16 protein-coding genes and 1 pseudogene are annotated in these 20,477 nt (G+C 35.9%); all 17 read left to right on the top strand.

Going from position 1 to position 20,477, the window contains the following annotated elements:
• Positions 1-45 precede the first annotated feature (45 nt).
• Positions 46-366 (top strand): annotated as a pseudogene (locus HMPREF0381_RS10640) (carbohydrate ABC transporter permease); the annotation flags it as partial.
• Between the two features lie 16 nt (positions 367-382).
• Positions 383-2,563 (top strand): alpha-galactosidase, encoded by a 2,181-nt coding sequence (locus HMPREF0381_RS10635; RefSeq protein ID WP_008751987.1) that lies wholly within the window; start codon positions 383-385, stop codon positions 2,561-2,563.
• A 406-nt stretch (positions 2,564-2,969) separates the two neighbouring features.
• On the top strand, positions 2,970-4,208 hold the full coding sequence (locus HMPREF0381_RS10630) for a CpaF family protein (protein ID WP_008751985.1): 1,239 nt from the start codon (positions 2,970-2,972) through the stop codon (positions 4,206-4,208).
• A complete protein-coding gene (locus HMPREF0381_RS10625; protein WP_008751984.1) occupies positions 4,208-5,008 on the top strand; it encodes a type II secretion system F family protein in 801 nt (266 codons plus the stop codon). Before HMPREF0381_RS10630 ends, HMPREF0381_RS10625 begins: the two co-directional genes overlap by 1 nt.
• A gap of 4 nt (positions 5,009-5,012) precedes the next feature.
• Positions 5,013-5,867 (top strand): type II secretion system F family protein, encoded by an 855-nt coding sequence (locus HMPREF0381_RS10620; protein ID WP_008751983.1) that lies wholly within the window; start codon positions 5,013-5,015, stop codon positions 5,865-5,867.
• 66 nt (positions 5,868-5,933) lie between these two features.
• On the top strand, positions 5,934-6,176 hold the full coding sequence (locus HMPREF0381_RS10615) for a Flp1 family type IVb pilin (RefSeq protein WP_008751982.1): 243 nt from the start codon (positions 5,934-5,936) through the stop codon (positions 6,174-6,176).
• 23 nt (positions 6,177-6,199) lie between these two features.
• Positions 6,200-6,886 carry a TadE/TadG family type IV pilus assembly protein gene (locus tag HMPREF0381_RS10610; protein ID WP_008751981.1) on the top strand — a complete coding sequence of 229 codons (687 nt, stop codon included), beginning with the start codon at positions 6,200-6,202 and terminating at the stop codon, positions 6,884-6,886.
• 4 nt (positions 6,887-6,890) lie between these two features.
• Positions 6,891-10,697, top strand: a complete 3,807-nt coding sequence (locus HMPREF0381_RS10605) for a DUF5702 domain-containing protein (RefSeq protein ID WP_008751980.1) — start codon at positions 6,891-6,893, stop codon at positions 10,695-10,697.
• Positions 10,698-10,706: 9 nt separating this feature from the next.
• A complete protein-coding gene (locus tag HMPREF0381_RS10600) occupies positions 10,707-11,558 on the top strand; it encodes a hypothetical protein (protein WP_008751979.1) in 852 nt (283 codons plus the stop codon).
• Between the two features lie 29 nt (positions 11,559-11,587).
• A complete protein-coding gene (locus tag HMPREF0381_RS10595; RefSeq protein WP_008751978.1) occupies positions 11,588-12,901 on the top strand; it encodes a hypothetical protein in 1,314 nt (437 codons plus the stop codon).
• A 12-nt stretch (positions 12,902-12,913) separates the two neighbouring features.
• Positions 12,914-13,543: a prepilin peptidase gene (locus tag HMPREF0381_RS10590; RefSeq protein WP_008754005.1), complete on the top strand. Its 630-nt coding sequence runs from the start codon at positions 12,914-12,916 to the stop codon at positions 13,541-13,543.
• A gap of 9 nt (positions 13,544-13,552) precedes the next feature.
• Positions 13,553-14,845: a WG repeat-containing protein gene (locus tag HMPREF0381_RS10585; RefSeq protein ID WP_008751976.1), complete on the top strand. Its 1,293-nt coding sequence runs from the start codon at positions 13,553-13,555 to the stop codon at positions 14,843-14,845.
• 10 nt (positions 14,846-14,855) lie between these two features.
• Positions 14,856-15,911: a P-loop NTPase family protein gene (locus tag HMPREF0381_RS10580; RefSeq protein WP_008751975.1), complete on the top strand. Its 1,056-nt coding sequence runs from the start codon at positions 14,856-14,858 to the stop codon at positions 15,909-15,911.
• A gap of 9 nt (positions 15,912-15,920) precedes the next feature.
• Positions 15,921-17,342 carry a DUF6382 domain-containing protein gene (locus HMPREF0381_RS10575; protein ID WP_008751974.1) on the top strand — a complete coding sequence of 474 codons (1,422 nt, stop codon included), beginning with the start codon at positions 15,921-15,923 and terminating at the stop codon, positions 17,340-17,342.
• A 3-nt stretch (positions 17,343-17,345) separates the two neighbouring features.
• Complete coding sequence (locus HMPREF0381_RS10570; RefSeq protein WP_008751973.1) at positions 17,346-18,104, top strand: PP2C family protein-serine/threonine phosphatase; 759 nt, start codon at positions 17,346-17,348, stop codon at positions 18,102-18,104.
• A 7-nt stretch (positions 18,105-18,111) separates the two neighbouring features.
• A complete protein-coding gene (locus tag HMPREF0381_RS10565; RefSeq protein ID WP_008751972.1) occupies positions 18,112-20,091 on the top strand; it encodes a serine/threonine-protein kinase in 1,980 nt (659 codons plus the stop codon).
• The gene (locus tag HMPREF0381_RS10560) at positions 20,091-20,477 is read left to right on the top strand and encodes a hypothetical protein (protein WP_008751971.1); all 387 of its coding nucleotides are present in this window, start codon (positions 20,091-20,093) and stop codon (positions 20,475-20,477) included. Before HMPREF0381_RS10565 ends, HMPREF0381_RS10560 begins: the two co-directional genes overlap by 1 nt.

The following is a 20,477-nucleotide window of genomic DNA, read 5'->3' as shown; positions in this document are numbered from 1 at the left end:
GGTAGTTCACTCAGATTACATATTGACAAATTTATATAACATTTTGAAGAGGCCGCCAGAATAGACGGCTGTAATATCGGTCAGACATTTTTGCTTATAATGATGCCTCTTGTTCGTTCGGGAATGATTGCACTTGGCATATTTACGGCAGTGTTTGCATACAAGGACTTGATGTGGCCGATGATAGTAAATAAGAATGTTATGCCGCTTTCGGCAGCACTTGCAAAGATGCAGGGACAGTATACAAATAATTATCCGCAACTTATGGCGGCTTCATTACTTGCCTGTATTCCTATGATAGTTCTGTATCTTATCTTCCAGAAGCAGTTTGTGGAAGGTATAGCAACATCAGGTGGAAAACTATAAATAATAAGAGGTATTTATGTCTATAAAATTAAATAATAAATTGATTACACTTTCTACCATGAACACATCATATCAGATGAAGATTGATAAGTTGGGCTATCTTTTACATACTTGGTATGGCAAAAAAATAGAAGCTACTGATGATATGTCATATCGTATCAGCAGTATTGACAGAGGCTTTTGCGGCAATCCGTATGAGACCATGGATAGAACTTATTCACTTGATATATTTCCGCAGGAGTATTCAACCTTCGGCAACGGAGATTATAGAGCGGATTGTATACAGGTAGTACATCCTGACGGAACAAATGTACTTGATTTAAAGTATGACTCATGTGAAATTACAAGAGGTAAATATAAACTTAAAGGTTTGCCATGCTTTACATGGAGTGAAAATGAGGGAGAGAGCCTACAGGTAAATTTGTCAGATAAAGAAAGCGGTATTAGAGTAGAGCTTTTATATGGTGTACTTGAAAAATACGATATTATCACAAGAGCTGTGAGGGTAATAAACACTTCACAAAGCACTCTGAAAGTGAAGAAGGCACTTTCCGCCTGTATTGATATGGTAGACGGTAATTTTGAACTTATTCATTTCCATGGAAAGCATGCTATGGAAAGAGAGTTTGAAAGAAGCCCTCTTTCACATGGAAAACTGGTGCTTGAGAGTAAGCGCGGTACTTCAAGTCACCAACAAAATCCTTTTGCAATCCTTGCAAAGAAAGGTACAAGTGAAGTATCCGGAGAGTGTATCGGAGCTGCATTTGTATACAGCGGTTCATTTATTATTGAGGCTGAAGTTGATCAAATAAATCAGACAAGACTTGTAGTAGGGCTTCATCCTGAACAGTTTGAGTATATATTAAAAACTGAAGAAGAGCTTATACTTCCTGAAGTGGCATTGACATATTCGGATGCAGGATTTGAAAAACTTACACATTCATATCATGATGCCGTCAGAGCCAATCTTCAAAGAGGTAAGTTTGTTCATACTCACAGACCGATACTTATCAATAACTGGGAAGCTACATATTTTGATTTTGATGCAGATAAGCTTTTTAATATTGCATCAAAGACAAAGAGTCTCGGTATTGAAATGCTTGTTATGGATGACGGTTGGTTCGGTGAGAGGTATGATGATACTAAGGGGCTTGGTGACTGGAATGTAAATGAGAAGAAACTCGGATCATCTCTTAAGGAATTGTCCGACCGTATCAATGCTATAGATATGAAGCTTGGTATCTGGTTTGAGCCTGAGATGATTAATGAGGACACAAATCTTTACAGAGAACATCCTGACTTTATGATCAGAGTTCCTGACAGAAAGGGAGTCAAGGGCAGAGAGCAGTTTGTACTTGATTTTACAAGGAAAGATGTAAGAGATTATATCAAAGCTATGATGGTAAATATCCTGAAAAATGCAAATATTGCATATATAAAATGGGATATGAACAGAAGTTTGGCCGCCGTGTATTCTGCAAAGCTTGATGCAAAGAGTATGGGTGAGTTCCACTACAGATATGTACTGGGTCTTTATGAGCTTTTGGATGAGTTGACTACAGAGTTCCCCGATATATTGTTTGAGGGATGCTCAGGCGGAGGCGGCAGATATGATCTTGGAATGCTTTATTATCATCCGCAGATTTGGTTAAGTGACGACACCGATCCTGTTGAGAGACTTAAGATTCAGTATGGCAGTTCTTTTGCATATCCTGTCGGCAGTGCAGGAGCGCATGTATCAGCATCACCGAATCATCAGACTATGAGAATAACACCTTTTGAGACCAGAGCTACCGTAGCCATGGCAGGTACATTCGGATATGAGCTTGACCTTAACAAGATTTCAGATAAAGAGCAGGAAATGGTGAAGTCTCAAGTAAATGAGTATTTAAAGTATGATGAGTTGGTACATGAGGGAGATTACTACAGACTTACAAGTCCATATGATTCTAACAGGGTTACAGCTTGGCAGATAGTAAATAAGGACAAGTCCTTCGGACTCTTAAGTGCGGTAGTTCAGAGCCTTGAAGCAAATGAGTCAAATATCTATATTTATCCGAGAGGTCTTGATGAAAGATTTGACTATGAGATAGCAGGAGCGACAAGAACCGGAAGAGTCTGGATGAGTGGAGGCTTCCTTATTCCAAGAATTAAAGAGGAGTATGAAAGCTTCAGGTTTGAGATAAAGAGAGTATAGGTTTACACATTATTTGATAAAACTTACAATTTTATTAAAAATAACAAATATATTTTTTGATTTATTAAAGCTTGCCAAAAGGCAGGCTTTTTTTGATACGAATATATGTTCTACAGCAAAAATGTCCCTAATCTGTCATTAGTGCTATATGTCAAAAATTCTTAATTTTTCCTTACGGAAGAGGCCAAATTTTTATAGATATTGACTATAGTACTAAGTAGAATTATTGTACAACTCTAACAATGAAAAAATTTTCTCCAAAAAAATATGCACAAACTTAAATTAACCATATTGACACAGGGAAGTTAGGCCGATATAATCGTGCCATAAGGTTTGTTACAAATTGTGGGTATTACAGAAGACATATTAGATATAATTAAACAATTATATTTAAGGAGGAAACAGCATGAACGATTTGGAACGCAAAGATTTTTTATACAAGTCAAGAGAATATATATCTAAATATTTTGATCTAAGCAGGTTAAAGGATGATGAGCTTTATATAAAGCTTGAAAAATTGGTCAGTGAGCAATTGGGTGAGGTCTATGTTCCAATTCAGGAAAGAGTTAATTTAACTGACGAACTTTATTCATCAATAAGAGGTCTTGGACTCTTGGATATGATCATAAAAGATGATGATATCACAGAAGTTATGATAAACGGTACTGACGAGATTTTCATTGAGAAAAGCGGAAAGATAGAAAGACTGAATCAAAGCTTTGAGAGTCAAAGAAAACTGGAGGATATTATACAGCGAATAGTAGGTAGAGCAGGCAGAGAGGTAAATCAATCAAATCCTATAGTGGATACGAGATTACCTGACGGCTCAAGAGTAAGCGTCGTATTGCCGCCGGTAGCATTAAAAGGACCGACTTTAACCATTCGTAAATTTTCAAAAACACCGATGACGGTTGAGCAACTCATAAAGTATAAATCAATTACCCCACAAATAGCCAAAGTTTTAGAAACATTTGTTAAAGCAAAATATAATATTTTTATAAGCGGAGGAACAGGAAGCGGTAAAACCACATTCTTAAATGCACTTTCAAATTATATCCCGAACACAGAGAGAGTAATAACTATTGAGGACTCGGCAGAACTTCAAATAGTAGGCATAGACAATTTGGTAAAGCTTGAGACCAGAAATTCAAATTCTTCAGGAAAGGGAACTATTACTATCAGAGATCTTATAAAGACTTCACTGCGTATGAGACCTGAGAGAATCATAGTGGGAGAGGTAAGAGGGGCTGAGGCACTTGATATGCTACAGGCTATGAATACAGGTCATGACGGTTCACTTTCTACAGGCCATGCCAATTCAACTAAAGATATGCTAAGCAGACTTGAAACAATGGTACTTATGGGAGCGGAAGGGCTTCCGCTTGAAGCAATCAGACAGCAGATAGCATCGGCGGTTGATATAATAATACATCTTTCACGACTTAGAGACCACAGTAGAAAAACTATGGAGATAACTGAAGTAGTAGGTCTAAAAGACGGGGAGATAGAGTTAAATCCTTTGTATGTCTTTGAAGAAACAAAAGAAAGCAGTATGGAAAAGGTGGTAGGAGAGCTTAAGAGGACGAAAAATGCTTTAAAGAATACATTTAAACTGAAACTTATGGGGTATAAAGGAGTTATCTGATGTTTGAAAGAATTTTAAAGAAGAAAGATGATTATGCAGAAAAGCATGGACTTATGGGAAATGCGGATGATTATCACATATACCATATGAGACTGATTGATTATCTTGTAGGCTTTTTAATAGGGTTTGCACTTGGATTTGTGGTAGTGATGATATTTTTTAGAGTAGTAATATTTGCAGTAACAGTTGGAGCCTTCTGCGGAATACCGGCAATAAAATATTATAGAAAATATCGTAAAGAAAAAAGGCAGAGAGACTTGCTTATAGAGTTTAGAGATTTGCTTGAGGCACTTACAACATCTTATTCATCAGGTAAAAATACTATGGAAGCCTTTGCAGAAAGCTATCAAGACTTATTAAGTCTATATGGTGAAAAGTCGGATATAGTAAATGAAACCAGAATTATAATAGCAGGTATGACCAATAATATAATCATTGAAGATTTGCTTAGAGATTTTGCGGAAAGATGCGGACTTGAAGATGTGGAAAGTTTTACTTCCACATTTGAATCCGGACTTAGACAGGGTGGAGATATACGTCAAGTTGTGTGGGACAGCAGAAAGATAATCAATGACAAAATAGAAATAGAGATGGAAATCAAAACTATGCTTACAGAAAAAGAAAATGAGCTGAATATTATGATGGTGATGCCGCTCATAATAATGGTCACATTAAGCGGTATAGGAACAATGTCGGCAGTAATAAATACACCGTTTACAGTGATTGTAAAGATATTCGCCATAGGTTTGTTTGCTGCTGCCTATATGATGGGAAGAAAAATAATCAATATAAGGATATAAAGATATGATACTTGTAATATTATCAACAGTATTTGCATTGTTTGTATTGTATTTGCACTTTCGGTTCAAGAGTAAGTTTAATGATGTGTTGGCAGGTATACCGCATGGAGATTATCCGCTCTCCGATATATATTATATCGGATTCGGATTTATGGAACTGATACATTTTGATATGAACGGCAAGAATGCCAGAGGAAAGATAAAGCTGATTTCAGAAATATACGGAAAGCAGTATGGCCCTTATTACTTTTATTTATTAAGAGGCGGTCAGATTACATTTGGAATAGTGCTTACACTACTTATGTTTATGATAACGGGAATAAGCGGAAATTTCAAACTGGTAATAGTCGGTATAGCAGTAAGTGCCTTGATGATATGGTATCTGGATGAACTTCTTAATGATAAGATAAATGCCAGAAGAGATGAACTTCTAAGAGATTATCCGGGAATGCTGTCAAAACTTACTTTGCTTATAAATGCAGGTATGCCTATAAGAGAAGCATGGATAAAGGTGGCAAATACAAATGAAGGTATACTTTATCAGGAAATGAAAAATACGGCTATGGAGCTTTACAACGGTATGCAAGAGGCGGAAGCGTACAAAACATTCGGTGAGAGATGTTCTATAAAGTCTCTCAGAAAATTTTCAACAATGATGATACAAAATCTTCAAAAAGGTAGTAATGAAGTAGTTGAGTTTCTTAGAGATATGAGTACTGAGGCTTGGGAAGAGAAAAAACATGAGGTAAAAAGAAAAGGTGAAAAAGCAAGTAACAAACTGCTCTTGCCTATAGGGCTTATATTTGCAGGAGTATTGATTTTGATAATTGTACCTATGTTTAACAGTCTAAAATTTTGATGTTAGAGCTTATGTCGACTAAAGCTTTTACATAAACATTATTTTTTCAAAGAGAGGAGAAACAAGATGGAAAAAATGTTTGAACTTATTGATCTGTTCGTTATGGCACAGGCGGTGAAACTTCAGGGTGCTCTTAAGGCGTTTAAGGAAGAAGAGCGCGGCGCATCTGATATGGTAGCGGTTATGGTACTTATAGTAATCATAATAGCACTGGCGGCTTTATTTAATCAGCAGCTTAAAGGAGCAGTTGAAAAGGTATTTGCACAGTTAACATCATTCGTTGACAGTCGTGGAGCAACACAGCCGTAGTATAAAGTAACTAAGGAGGGGATATGCGTAGTGAGAACAATCGTGGGACATTGATGATAGAAGCTGCACTTATATATCCACTGTTTATCTTTACAATAATAGCGATGTTGGTACTTGGGCTTTTGAAGCTTGAACAAAGCCTTGTACAGTTTGGTACAACAAAGATTGCTTCACAGGCAGCCAGAGAAGCTGCATATCCGGGATATGAAGAGTATCTGGCGCCTGCAAGCAGCGGAATTGATATAGATGTTATGAGCTTTCCAAATACATCAGGAATTGACAGCTATTATAAAGAGAGAAAACTTTATGCGGGATTTTTTAGAAGTAAGGATGCAGTGGGAAACGGTTTTGAAAATAAACTGAATGAACTTTTAAAAAAGTATACTATGGTCAGTGGTCTTACAGTGGATTCAGATATAGAAATCACCGGGATAATAACACCTACAGTCAAGGCTAATACAAAGTATGGTATTAAATTGCCGAAAGGACTTGCAAAGGCACTCAGCCTTGTAGGTGCACCTGAAGAGTTTACACTTAAAGAATCCAGCTACGCATTTTCCTCAAATGCAACAGAATTTGTGAGAGACATCGACCTGGGTGCAGACCTGATAGATTTCCTCTTAGAAAGATTCAATCTAAAGGAAAGGGTCGATGTCTATGTAAATAAGCTGAAGACATTAAGAGACAAACTGGGAGGGACAGGAAGGTGAGTATATGAAGATTTTTTACAATAAACATGGATCATTGACAATATTTATGTCCCTTATCTTAACAATGGTGATGATATTTACAACTGTTTTAATAGATGGCGGCAGAATAATACTTGCCAGAAATGTAGTATCGGGCGCCGGAGATATGGCACTGAATGCAGGGCTTACATATTATAACTCTGTGCTTCAGGATACATACGGACTCTTTGCCGTTTCCAAGAATATGGATGATTTAAAGGAAAATCTGGAAGTATACTTTGAAGCTACATTAAAAAGCAGCGGCCTGCATGATCAAGGCTTAGTAAAAGAACTTGTTGATATAGCATTATCAGGAAGTAATGGAGATGAAATTTCAGATATTATGAAAATGAAACTTGCTGACGGAGGCTTTGAAGTAAGCCAGGCGGCAGGTGCAAATCTTTCAAATGCAAATATTTTAAGAGCACAGGTGCTTGATTATATGAAATACAGAGCACCGGCGGTTATAGGATATGGATTTTTGGAGAAGATGAATATTCTAAAATCATTGCCGGCTCAACAAAAGGCATTGGAAGATAAAAAGGATTATGAAAAAAAACTAAAGGAGATACAGAAGTTATGTATATCAATATATGAGCATTCCAGAGAGTATGAAGATTATCTGATTGACGGAAGGTTTAAAACTCCAATGGAAATAAAGACTGATGTCTATTTGGTAGGAGATGATAATTTTCCATATGCTACTATGGATGCAATCAGTTATGTACAAGTAAATAAATTACCGAAGCTTGGTAGTGATGAGTATTGGCTTTATAACAGTGGAGATGCACTGGGTGGTGAGCTAAAGGATGATGTATCAGAGTTTAAAAATGATATTAGTGGATTAAGATCAGATTTTTATTCAGTTACCAGTTCACTTGTACATAATCATATACAGAAAACACCAAGTGGAGACGCTTCTTTAGAATATGATAGATTCAGTGATTATATAAAGTATTACAATGAGTATAAGACAAATGTAAGCAGGTTTCATACAGTAAATGCCAGATATATATACTCAAAACAACAATATGAGAAAGATAAGGCAGATATTAAAAGTGAGATAGATAGCTTAATTGCAGCCAGTGATGATGAACATGACTATTCAAATAGGATAACTGAGCTGGAAAACAAATCTAAAGCTTTAACTGATGAGTGGGACAGAGTAGAAGGCTGGTACAATAAATCATTTAAAGGCAACTGGAGCAGCACAGGTGAAAATGAGGTTGTGCCTGATAATTATGGAAGTAGCGAATTATCAGATGAGCCGTACGGACCAAACTTTAATATAAATAACCTTAGGGATAAATATTTAGATGATTTAAAAAATGATATAAAGCTTCTTGCCACACCACAGATGAGAGCTGCAAGAGAATATTATGTTTGGTTTAGTGAGCTAAAGGCTAAAGCTGAAACTATAAAGGGTGAACTTATAAAGTTGAAGTCGGAATCTGAAACATTAAAGGAGATTGCCGAAAACTGGAATATACATATCGGGGATATGGCTGAATCCGGTGTAAAAGTGGATATGCAACAGGATCATGATACAAAGACTACAGGTGTGGTAGTTGGATATGTGGATGAGATGATAAAGATATTTAAAAATTCTATAGACTATTCATCAAAGGTCATTGCAAATCTGGAAGCTTTTGAATATGCAGGTATAAAGCCGGCTACTTCAGAGGCAACGGATGATGAATGGGTGGACAGTATAATATCATATGTCGAAGGGTTAACAGGCAGTGAAAATCTTACTACAAAGGAAGAAGTTGAGTCAAAGCAGAATGCACTACATACACTGGGAGCGTACAGACCTACTGAAGATGACAGTATGTTATTCCTTAATTTTGAAAGCAATATTCCGGGTAAAATACCTAAGGTAGTGGAGACTGAAGAAAATGATAACGGATATAAAGTGATAGATTCAGAATATGAATACAAAGACCCGTCACTGCGAAATTTCTTAGGTGTGGAGTGTTATGACGGTGGACAAACCGACTCAAAGTACTATGTGGATCCACTCTTTGCTTTCTTGGAAAGAAACAGCTCTGCAACTAAACCGGAGGGAGATTCAGATGCCAAGAAAAAGCGAAAAGAAATGATTAACGGTACGCATGTTGATAACAAGCCTGATCCTGTGGAGATAAGTGATGTAAAAATAGCTGATGTAATGGCATCAAATGCACAGGCTGCACAGATCATGGATGAAAATGCACAGGAGAATTTACAAAACTGTGATGAAAACAACCTGGCAGATAAGGCATTGGAAACATCAGGTAAAGCTATTTCAGGGTTTGACAGGATTGGCGAGATATTGACAGGTGGAAGAGATAAACTGTATTTAATGGCATATACCACTACGATGTTCAGCTGCTATACAACTAATAGAGAAGCAGGTGGAAATAAAGCTGAAAAGACTCTTTCAGGAGTACCTTTCAATAATAAAAACAATGAAGCCTATCAGGCTGAACAGGAGTATATATTACTGGGAGATCCGAAACTGAAGAATAATGTAGAAGGTGTAAAAACAAGGATATTCGGAGTAAGATTTTTACTAAATGCTATATATGCTTATACAAGCGACAGTGCATTAAGAACTGAGACCCTTACTATGGCAACTACAATTGCAGGACTTACAGGTTTTGGAGTACCTATAGTACAAAATATACTTCTGCTTGCAGCGGCACTTACTGAGAGTGTATTTGATGTCAACGATCTGGTAAGTGGAAAGACTGTACCGCTTTATAAGAACCCACAGGTTTGGAGAAGCAGGTTTGCAAATATTGCAAAAACTGTAGCAGAAAGTGCGGCAAGTACATTGTATAAGAAAATGAATGAGTATACAGATGAGGCTAAGGAAAGTTTTAATACTGCATTAGATGATTATGTAGAAGATATGGTGAACACTTCTACCGAGTCTATTATAGCTTCTATACAGGCACCTATACAGGAAAAACTGCTCTGGTGTATGGCACAGGTGGGAGATGCAAGAGACGGACTTGAAGATAGATTAAAAGCAGCTGTTAAGGAATGTTTTGATAAGATGCAGACTGATATGGAAGCTGAAGTATCAACAGGTGGACTGGTAGCCAAAGCAAAACTTGAAGCATTTAAGGCTATTAATAATAGTGAAAGCCAAGATAAGTTAGTACAGATGATTATGCAAACAACAGGTGTTACTAAGGATAATGTTGATGAAGTAACTAAAAATTTGAATAAAAGCATTGATAACTTTTTTAAAGAAAAAAATAAATCAATGAAAAGTGCTATCAATTCAATAATAGACAAAACTAAGCTTCAAGATAAACTAAAAACAGGTGTTGGAAATGCTTTAGATGCTGCAAACAGTAGTGCACAGGAAGCCATCAATAATAAGATAAATGAGTTCAACAAGGAGTTTGAAGGTGCAGGTGGTGATGCAATGACTATCGGTGAAGGTAAGGACAAACTTGAGTTAAACGGCTTTGATAAGACAAAGGCAACTACCTTTAATATGAGCTATAAGGACTATCTTATGGTATTTCTTGCAATACAATATCTTATAGATGAAAAGGGCGTAATTTGCAGGATGGGAAATCTTATTCAGACAAATGCAAATAAGGAAGGTTCACTATACTATGCGGGAGAGGGATTCTCAATGCAAGAAGCTACAGTGATGTTACAGGTAAAAGCCGAAGCACAGATACAGCCTGTATTTATGCAAATACCAAAATTTAATAATAACAATGAAAAATTTAAGATAAAAGGTAAGTTTGGCTATCCCATAGATTATAAGGGAGTACTTGGATATTAAGGAGAATATATGAAAAATATAAAAATACTGATGATAATGGGTTTATTAGGATTGGTGACAGTAGCAGGTAGTGGATGTAGTAAGGCTAATGCTGAAACAGAAGGTAATAGTGTAGCCAATGAAAGTATATCAACTGAAAGCAAGAGTGAGAAGTCTGAGAGTACGCCGGTGAGTAAGAAAAAGACAAAAAGGTCGGATTTTAAACAAGAGGCAACATTGGGTACTATCGGTATGATAGATTTAGATGAAAACAGTGCGTTCCCTCAGGCAGGGTTTATTGAAACAGATGATCTTGTACTGGGTTTTGATGAAAATAAAGGAGAACTTGCATCTTGTTTTTTTCAAAACGTTTGTGTCAGTAAATATGATGCAGAAAATATTTGGCATGTAGAATACAGTGAAGATCTGGATAAAATACCTTCAGCAATGAAGGGTTTAGACAGTATATGGGATTCTTTTTTAAATGATGGAAGAATGTACAATATGCACAGTGAACAGAAGTATGAAGTTATAGTAGATAATACAGAAAAGGCTAGCTATGGTGGAAGAGACTTTATAAGAGAAGAGGGACATATAGATGTTACAAGGAAAGATCCGAACTATACTTATGATCCTGAGTTGGTAAGAACTAAGTATATTGCATATTATTTCTTTAGCCCAAAAGATGCAGGAGCCAGTGCAGTAGATAATACAGCAGGATTTGGTATGGGTATGGCTGTATGGGGAGTTAGACCTGTGGATATGTCGGATGAAGCTGAAGCAAAGACTATGGAAGAAAACTACGAGAAATTAAAAAAGTCAGCAGAATCTTCAATGTCCGGTCTTACAAGTTTTCAAGAGTACTGGAAGCTTGAGAAGTAAGAATATGCACTAAAAAGGAGAGCAAGGTTATGGCTAGAGATAAGCAAGGAGGTATTATTACAGTAGAAGCCAGTCTTATATTGACTATATTTATTGCGGCATATATGGCACTGCTTAGTATGCTAAATGTATATAGGGCATATACAAGTATACAAAATGCTATAGACCAGTCGGCAAAACAAATATCTGAGTATTCATATATAGCAAAGAAACTGGGTGTACATAATATAGGACAGACTGCATCAAATGAGTCGGGAGAATTCACTGACAAAACAAAGAAAATGTTAAATACAATACAGGTATTTTTCAATGCCAGTGCAAACGGTCTTGAAAATGCTACAGATGTATCAAACAACATATTGGATGAAGGCTCACAGGCATATCCCGAAGACATAATGGCTCAAATGACAAATGTAGGAAAGAGTGCACAGGAAATATATGATTCCGGGCAGGCAATGTATACATCGGTTACCGACTATTTTTCAGATGAAAAAGCTATATTCAACGGAATACTGGCAGTAATAAAAGACGGTGCATATGATGCAATAAAGCTGGCGGTGGCAATGCCGATAAGCAGAGCTGTTACAAACAAATACCTTTCAGGATTTCCAAGCGGTTATTTTGAAAATCTTGGAGTACAGGGTGGAAAAAACGGAATAAATTACTGGGGATCAAGCTTTTTTCTGGATATGCAAAGTATTGAGATAAGTGCCTCATATAAAATCAGAATCCCACTGCCATTTTTAGATAGATTCGATTTCAGACTGAAGAATACAGCTTCAACCAGAGCATGGATAGGTGACGGAAGCTTCAATGAACCGAATGAAGCCGGAGGAAATGTGGCAGGTGCGGCACTTGAAGACGGTGCAGATGAAAAGCCTGGGGATGAGGACAATTTCGATAATATCACTCCTGTAGTACCTGCAACCAATAAACTGAATATTCCGTCATCAGTATGGGACAAGAGTACTAAAGAACGCGGTGAAGAGATAAGCAACTATGACAATACCGTGGTGAAAAGAAATCTTGACTCAAATGAGTTTAAAAATATAGGTATTTTTAATGAAAATGAGAAATATATTGCAAGAACTCACAGTATGGATACAGATATGATTGAATATCAGGATGGAAGCAAGTTTTTAAAGGCAATAAAAAAAGATATGAAAAAGCTGGAGGGCTTCAGTGAACAAGGAAATATTACACCGGATAAATACAATACAAAGTATTATTATCTGGTATTAAAAAACAAAGAACTTAGTGTAGATCAGCAAAAGGCAATAGTAGCTGCAACTGAATACGCAAGTAGAAACGGAATAGTGCTGAAACTATATACGACAGAATAGGAGATGCAGGCGATGGTGAACTTAGTTTTTTGCATAGCATTTATGCTGACGGCATATGTCATTACAATCTTTATATACAAAAAAAGGTATAATGCCGATAATCTGAAACAAAATATATTGTTATGTATAATATATCTTTCAGTAGGTATAGCAATAGGAGTTTTGTATAAAATATATGCATTTGATATTTTAAAGACTTTTAAGGCATTGGCAATAATCTCTATAACCTTGATAACGGCAAGGATTGATTGTAGAGAAAAGATAATACCGAATGAAGCAATTGTATGTATTCTAAGTATTGCCTGTGTGCTGATGATAATAAATGCATTTACAAATACTGTGGAAGCCTTGGCAATATTTATAGACTCTATTGTTGCAATGCTTATAGGAGTTTTGCTGTTTGCGGCAAGTAAGGTGATAAGTAAAAACGGTGTCGGAATGGGAGATATAAAGCTGGTTGGAGCCTTGGGGCTTTACCTTAGAACATATGCACTGATGGGTGTGCTTTTAGTAGCGCTTATATCTATTGCAATATATGGACTGATTAAGATAATTTCAAAAAGTGCAACAGCAAAGGATGAGATACCTTTTGGACCTTTTGTAGCATTTGGAGTGACAACCTGTATGATGCTGGGATTTTAGGAGCAATATATGAATATGAAGAGGATATTGGCACCTATGATAATCTTACTGTTGGTGCTGGGATGGGGAAATATAATAGGCGGAAATGCCCGAAAATATAAAAGTTATACTGAACATATGAAAAATGCCAAGGCTTTGGAGGCAAAGGAAATCTATATAGATGCTGTTGAACAGTATAAGAAGGCACTTGAGTTTGCAAGGAATAAGTTACCGGTACAGGAAGCTATGTTGGATGATTACTTGAAGTTGAAAAAGTATAAGGATTTTGAAAAACAGGGAAATTCTATATTGGAAAATTATAATTATCCGAAGAATGTAGCTAAAAAAATGACAGACTACTATATAGACAGGAAACAAACAGTAAATGCACTGAAACTTGTCAATGCCTATCTTGAAAGGAATGCAGATGATGAAGAGTTCCTTGCACTTCAAGGAAAGCTTAGAGGAAGCTACACGGAGGTGTATTTTGGAAGTGATGATATCAAGATGTATGGCAACGGCTTTTATGTATTTGCCGATAATAATAAGCAGGGACTTCTAAAATCGGACGGAAGTGAGAAGATAAAGGCAATATATGACAAGATTTATCCTTATGGCAAAGAGCCCGAGTATGCACCGGTTTGTAAGGATAATGATTGGTACTATATTGATAAGAACGGCTATAAAAAACTTGCACTTGATTTTAGTGTGGAAAGTCTGGGAGTATATGGGAATAATTTAGCACCTTATTGCAGCGAAGGTAAGTACTCTTATATTGATGAAAATGCAAAAAAGGCAAGCAATAATACTTATGATTTTGCAAGCGGTTTTGCCGGTAAGAGGGCGGCTGTAAAAAATAACGGCAAGTGGGCAATTATAAAATCTGATTTTTCACAGGTCACAGATTTCATATATGATGATGTGGTATTGGATGATTGCGGATTTGCCACCTCACAGAATGTATATATCGCAAAGCTTGACGGAAAGTATCATATTTTTGATATTGACGGAAAGGTAAAAGGTGATGAAGGTTTTGATGAAGCAAAGGCCTTTGTTTCAGATGAATCTACAGCAATAAAAAAAGACGGTAAATGGGGATTTGTAAATAAAAAAGGTGAAGTTGAATTGATGACTGAATACAGTGATATAAAGCCGTTTTCAAACGGATTTGCAGCGGTATGTGACGGTAAAAAATGGGGCTATATAAATAAAAATAATACTGTAGTTATTGATTTTGAATTTAATGAAGCAGGCAGCTTTAATAATAGCGGTATTGCAGCTGTTAAGAAACCGGCATGGAAATTTATACAACTTGTAAAATAGGAGGTTTTTAATGAAAATCAGACTGGCTTTGGTAGATAGTGATGAGGATTACAGAAAGAGATTGTCAGACTTTTATATTAAAAATTATCATGACAGAATAGAGATAATGGCATTTTCTTCATTGGATTCATTTGAGAAGAACAGAGGTAATAAACCTATTGATGTGATGCTTGTGTCTGAGAGTATTGAAGAGGATTTATCCTGGTATACTGAAAAGATGAGCGTGGCATATCTGTCTGACAGGGATTTGATAGAGAGAAAGAATAATATAAAGGCTGTAAACAAGTTCAAAAAGCCTGAGAAGATATATAAGGAAATTTTAAATATCCTGGCAGATTCATCAAATGGTGATATTGCGTATAAGTTCAGTGACAAAAACAGTACTTTGGTAGAGGTATTTATGCCTGTAAACGGCGGTGCAGGTGCCACATCTTTAGCTATTGCATATGGAAAAAGACTTGCAATGCAAGGAATTCCTACTTTATATCTGAATTTTGAACTCTTGAATACCTCAAAGCTCTTTATGAATGGAGACGGTAATATAGGATTTGATGAAATAATATATGCAATAAAAAGTAAAAAGCAAAATGTCCCTTTAAAGATAGAAAGTAGTGTAGTAAAGAGTAGAGAAGGTCTGGATTTCTTTAATGAGGCAAGAATAGCACTTGATATGCTTGAGATGAATGATGAAAATATTGAAATGTTGATTAAAGAGTTACAGGGGATGGGAAAATACAGGAATATAATTATAGACAGCGACCTATGTATGGGAAGCAGATTGAAACTGTATTCAAAGTTAGCCCATAAGATAATCTTGGTATTTGAAGAGAGTACTATAGGTATGAAGAAGATGTCGGATTTGAATAAAGCATTACAGTTGCTGGAAAACGGCGGAAATATTGATATAACCAATAAAATAACTGTCATTTGCAATAAGGTAAAAGATGTAAATCAGGTATCTGTACCGTCAGACCTTTCTGTAAGAGAATTTGTAAAAAAGTATAATTCAGATGATGATTTGACAGATGTGTTGAGACAGGTTCCGTTTTTGGAGAATTTGAGATAGGAGGCATATATGTTTAAGAGGAATGAGACTGAAAAAGGTGTTGAACTTATATATGAAGTTTTAGATAATGAGAAGATTGACAATGTCAGTATCGGTATGATGAAAAATAATGATATCAAAGCCCTGTTTCCTATAGATATTATAACAAATGATACAAGAGTAGAATTTAAGTACAGGCTTGGAGCGGTAAAAACTCTTAATGAATATATATCTGATGAGCTTACAAAGGAAAATCTTTTAGAAATATTTGAAAATATTTGCAAGGGGATAAGATGTATTGAAGAGTATATGCTTTTTGAAGAGCAGGTAATACTTGACAATGATTATACCTTTTTTGACGGTAATAATATAAGACTGATTTTACTGCCTGTAATAAATGGGAAAAGCAATATAACTTTAAAGGTATTTTTGAAAAACCTTTTGCTTGATATGATGGTAAAAAATGATAAGGCGGCATATTTTGCATCAGATATTACAAAGCAACTTTCAAAAGAAGAGAATCTGTCATATGATAAATTTTTAAATCTGTTGGATTTACTGAAAAACAAAAGATATACCGAAAAGCCCGGCACAAGGACAGAAGAAGTAAGAGAAGAACGGAGAGAGAAAAAAGGACTTAGTGAGAGGAAAGTATTTAATATAGAAGAAAATATCTCAAAACCTGTACAAGCAAGACAATATCAAGGGCATATTAATTTTGAAAAAAATGATAACTCATATAAAAGTATATCAATTCCAAATATCGGTGTGCCGGATACAAGTTTTGATAAGCAGTCGCAAAAGACTGAAAAGAAAAAAGGATTGTTTGGCTTTGGTAAAGTAAAAAGTGCAGACTCTTTGAATGAAACAGGTTCTGATAGAAGTAATAACAATAACCTTTTGATCCCGGGTAGAGAAGAGCCTATAAATGTAGGGAATCAAAATATAAATGAAGGAAATCAAAATATAAATGTAGGGAATCAAAATAAAAAAGAAAAGAAGAAAATTTCACTGTTTGGAAAAAAGAAGGAGAAAGAAAACAAAGTTACAGAGAGCGTAATGCAGGTTCCAAAGGCTGTATACGGTGAGACTACAGTTTTACAAAGTCCTGCAAATATGGGTGAGACCACATTGCTTGGGTTTGCACCGAATATAATAAAATCATTTTTGATATGGAGAAGAACAGGTGAGAAGATAGTAATAGATAAATCTGATTTTAGAATAGGAAGAGAAAAAAATTATGTGGATTTTTGTATAGATGATAATTCCTCAGTGGGAAGAAATCATGCCGAGATTATTCAAAAGGACGGGGCATATTTTATCAGAGATTTGAGGTCTTTGAATTTTACCAGAGTAAACGGTGAGAAAGTATCTCCAAGTATAGAAGTGGAACTTTGGGATAATGATATTATAAGTTTGGCAAATGAAGAGTTTGAATTTCACATAGGATAAAATATGAATTATTTTTTGGCGGCACAGACTGAGGTAGGGTTAAAGAAAAATTGTAATCAAGACAGTGTTATCTTAAAAAGAGCAAAGTTTAGAGGCAGTGAAGTTTGTCTTGGAGTAATTTGTGACGGAATGGGCGGTCTATCCTGTGGCGAATTTGCCAGTAAAAGTATAGTTGAAGCGGTTTCAGACTGGTTTTTACATCATTATAGCGGTTATAAAAATATTTGGGATGAAAATCAAATGAGAACGGATTTTACAAATATCCTAAGTTCTGAAAATGAGGGGCTGCTACATTACGGTAAAGAGCATGGTATATATCTTGGAACTACAATCACGGCAGTGCTTTTGGCGGAAAATAAATTCTTTGTTTGTCATGTAGGTGATACCAGACTGTATAAGATATCTGAAGCCGGAATGATACAACTGACAAATGATCACACGGTTATTGCCAGAGAGATGGCAGAGGGAAGGCTCAGTCCGAAAGATGCAAGGACTGATCCCAGAAGGAATGTACTTTTACAATGTATAGGTGCAACCAAGGATGTAACTCCTGATATCTTTTGCGGAGAAGTAAAAAGTGGAGATATATTATTGCTTTGCAGTGACGGCTTTAGACATGAAATAAGTGAAAAAGAAGTTTTAAAGGCACTTAAAGGATGTGATAATTTAAAGTTTAATGACAGACTGAGAGCATTGATAGACCTGAATCTGAAAAGAAGGGAACAGGATAATATTTCTGTAGCTTTAATAAAAGTGAGATAGGTGGGATATGTTGGAGATTGGTAGCCTTTTAGATGGTAAATATAAGATTTTAAATAAAATCGGACAGGGCGGCATGAGTATTGTTTATTTGGCTATGAATGAGAAGGCTAATAAACAGTGGGCTATAAAGGAGATGAGAAAGGAAAAGAATAAAAATTGTGAGGTTATGAGACAGAGTCTTATAACTGAAACAAATCTCTTAAAAGAGCTGAAACATCCCTACCTGCCAAGTATTGCAGACATAATTGAGAATGATGACACGATAATAATTGTAATGGACTATGTGGAGGGCAGATCATTATCAGATATTTTATCAGAAAAGGGAACCATTGATGAAGCAAGTGTGGTAGAGTATGCAATCCAACTCTGTGATGTACTTGACTACCTGCATTCGCAAAATCCTCCGATAATATATAGAGACCTGAAACCGTCAAATATAATTTTAAAGCCTGACGGTAAGATTACTTTGATAGATTTCGGAACGGCCAGAAGATATAACTATGACAGTATTTCAGATACCACCTGTCTTGGCACTATAGGATATGCGGCTCCGGAGCAGTTTGCAGGTGAAAATCTGAGACAGACAGATGCAAGAACCGATATATACAATCTGGGTGCTACCATGTATCATCTGTTGACCGGAGTCAATCCGTCAGAACCGCCATATGAGTTATATCCTATCAGAAAATGGGATGACAGGCTTTCAGACGGACTTGAAAAGATAATACTTAGAGCCACAAGAAAGGATCCTGAAAAGAGATTTGAAAATTGTAGGGAGATGTCATATGCACTTAAGCATTACAAAGACCTTGATGACTCTTATATAAGGATGCAAAAAAGAAAGATATTTCTTTTTGCAGTAACAATGATGATTTCCGTTTCAAGTTTTTCTATTGCCATAGCGGCAAACGGAATGGAAAAAAAGGCGATATCACAGGTCTACAACAATTATTTATCAGAGGCTACACTGACTATAGCATCAGACGGCAATAAAAATGATATTGACGGCAAGGTTTTGAAGTTTTTAAACGATGCCATAAATATAGCTCCACAAAGAACAGAGGCATATTTAAGGATGCTTGATTATTACTGTGAAAGTGGGCAAACCAGAAACGGACTTAGGGTGCTTTCTTCAATGATTGCATCAGGGAAAGGAGAGTTGGACAAAAATGATGACATAATGATGAAAATGGGGCAGATATATTTTCTTGGCAACAGTAAGGATGCTGACTTTGATGTAGATTACGGCACCGCCGCAAGATATTTTGATAAGGTGGATACAAAAAAATATCCACAGGCAAGGTATTATTCGTCGCTGTCCAGATCTCTTTCAGAAATAGGTACTGACTGGGAGGCGATAGTTAAGGATATGAATAATGCTGATGAATATTTGAACATGGGGGTAAAGGAGGAAGAAAAGGTAGAGATATATACTACATTGTCAAAGATATATAGAGCTAATGCCTATGGAATACAAAATGTAGGTGAAAAACCATATGACAAATCTATTGAGCTTTTAGATAAGGCGGATGAGATATTAAAAAGTCCTTATATAGAGAAAGAGTTAAAGGACAGATATTTACCCGAAGTATATTTCGGTTTGGCAGATGCCTACTACAGAAGAGCAAATATAAACTTGCAGGATAAAAGAGCAAGGGATGATCTGTATGAAGCTGTCACATACTATGATCAATATCTGATATTTGCTACAGCCACACAGTCTATTCTGTTTGAAAACAGAATAGGAGATATATATAGAACACTTGGAGAATATGACAGGGCGGCGATGCAGTATAAGGATATAATAAAAAAATATCCGACGGATGCCACAGCTTATATAAGTCTTTCCACTATGTTACTTATAGATATGAAGGATGTGAGGGCTTCTGTAGAAGTTTACAAGGATGCAAGTGTTTTGCCGGATATTGAGTCAAATTCAAATTTTGTTTCATTAAAGAATAAATTACAAAATATCGGGGGTATCTGATGCATAAAATATTATATTACAGTGGGATTTTTACAGGAAGTATAACTTTTATTATAAGTTTTATTATCTGGTTTAAACTTGGTATAAGAAAGGCATTCAAAGATACTATAAACTATGGCTCAAAGAAAAGATGGGCAGAGGATGCCGGTATGAAGAATAAGACAATGCCGCTTAGAAAGACTCGTTCAGGTAGACTGTTTGCAGGCAAAACCGAAAAAAAAGCAGGAAATCATATGGTTAAAAGTAGGCAAAGTGACAGTAAGCAAAGTGAGATTGAAGAAACTGTTCTTTTAGAAAATTATCATGGTCAAACTTTAGAGGAGTATAGAAAAAATGTTGATTTTGAGGTTATTGAAGAAATAAATTTAATAGCAGGAGGTAGGTAG

The organism is Lachnoanaerobaculum saburreum DSM 3986 (assembly GCF_000185385.1).
Lineage (GTDB): Bacteria > Bacillota > Clostridia > Lachnospirales > Lachnospiraceae > Lachnoanaerobaculum > Lachnoanaerobaculum saburreum.
The sequence above is the reverse complement of the archived record's forward strand: the minus strand, read 5'-3'. Positions and strand labels throughout refer to the sequence as shown.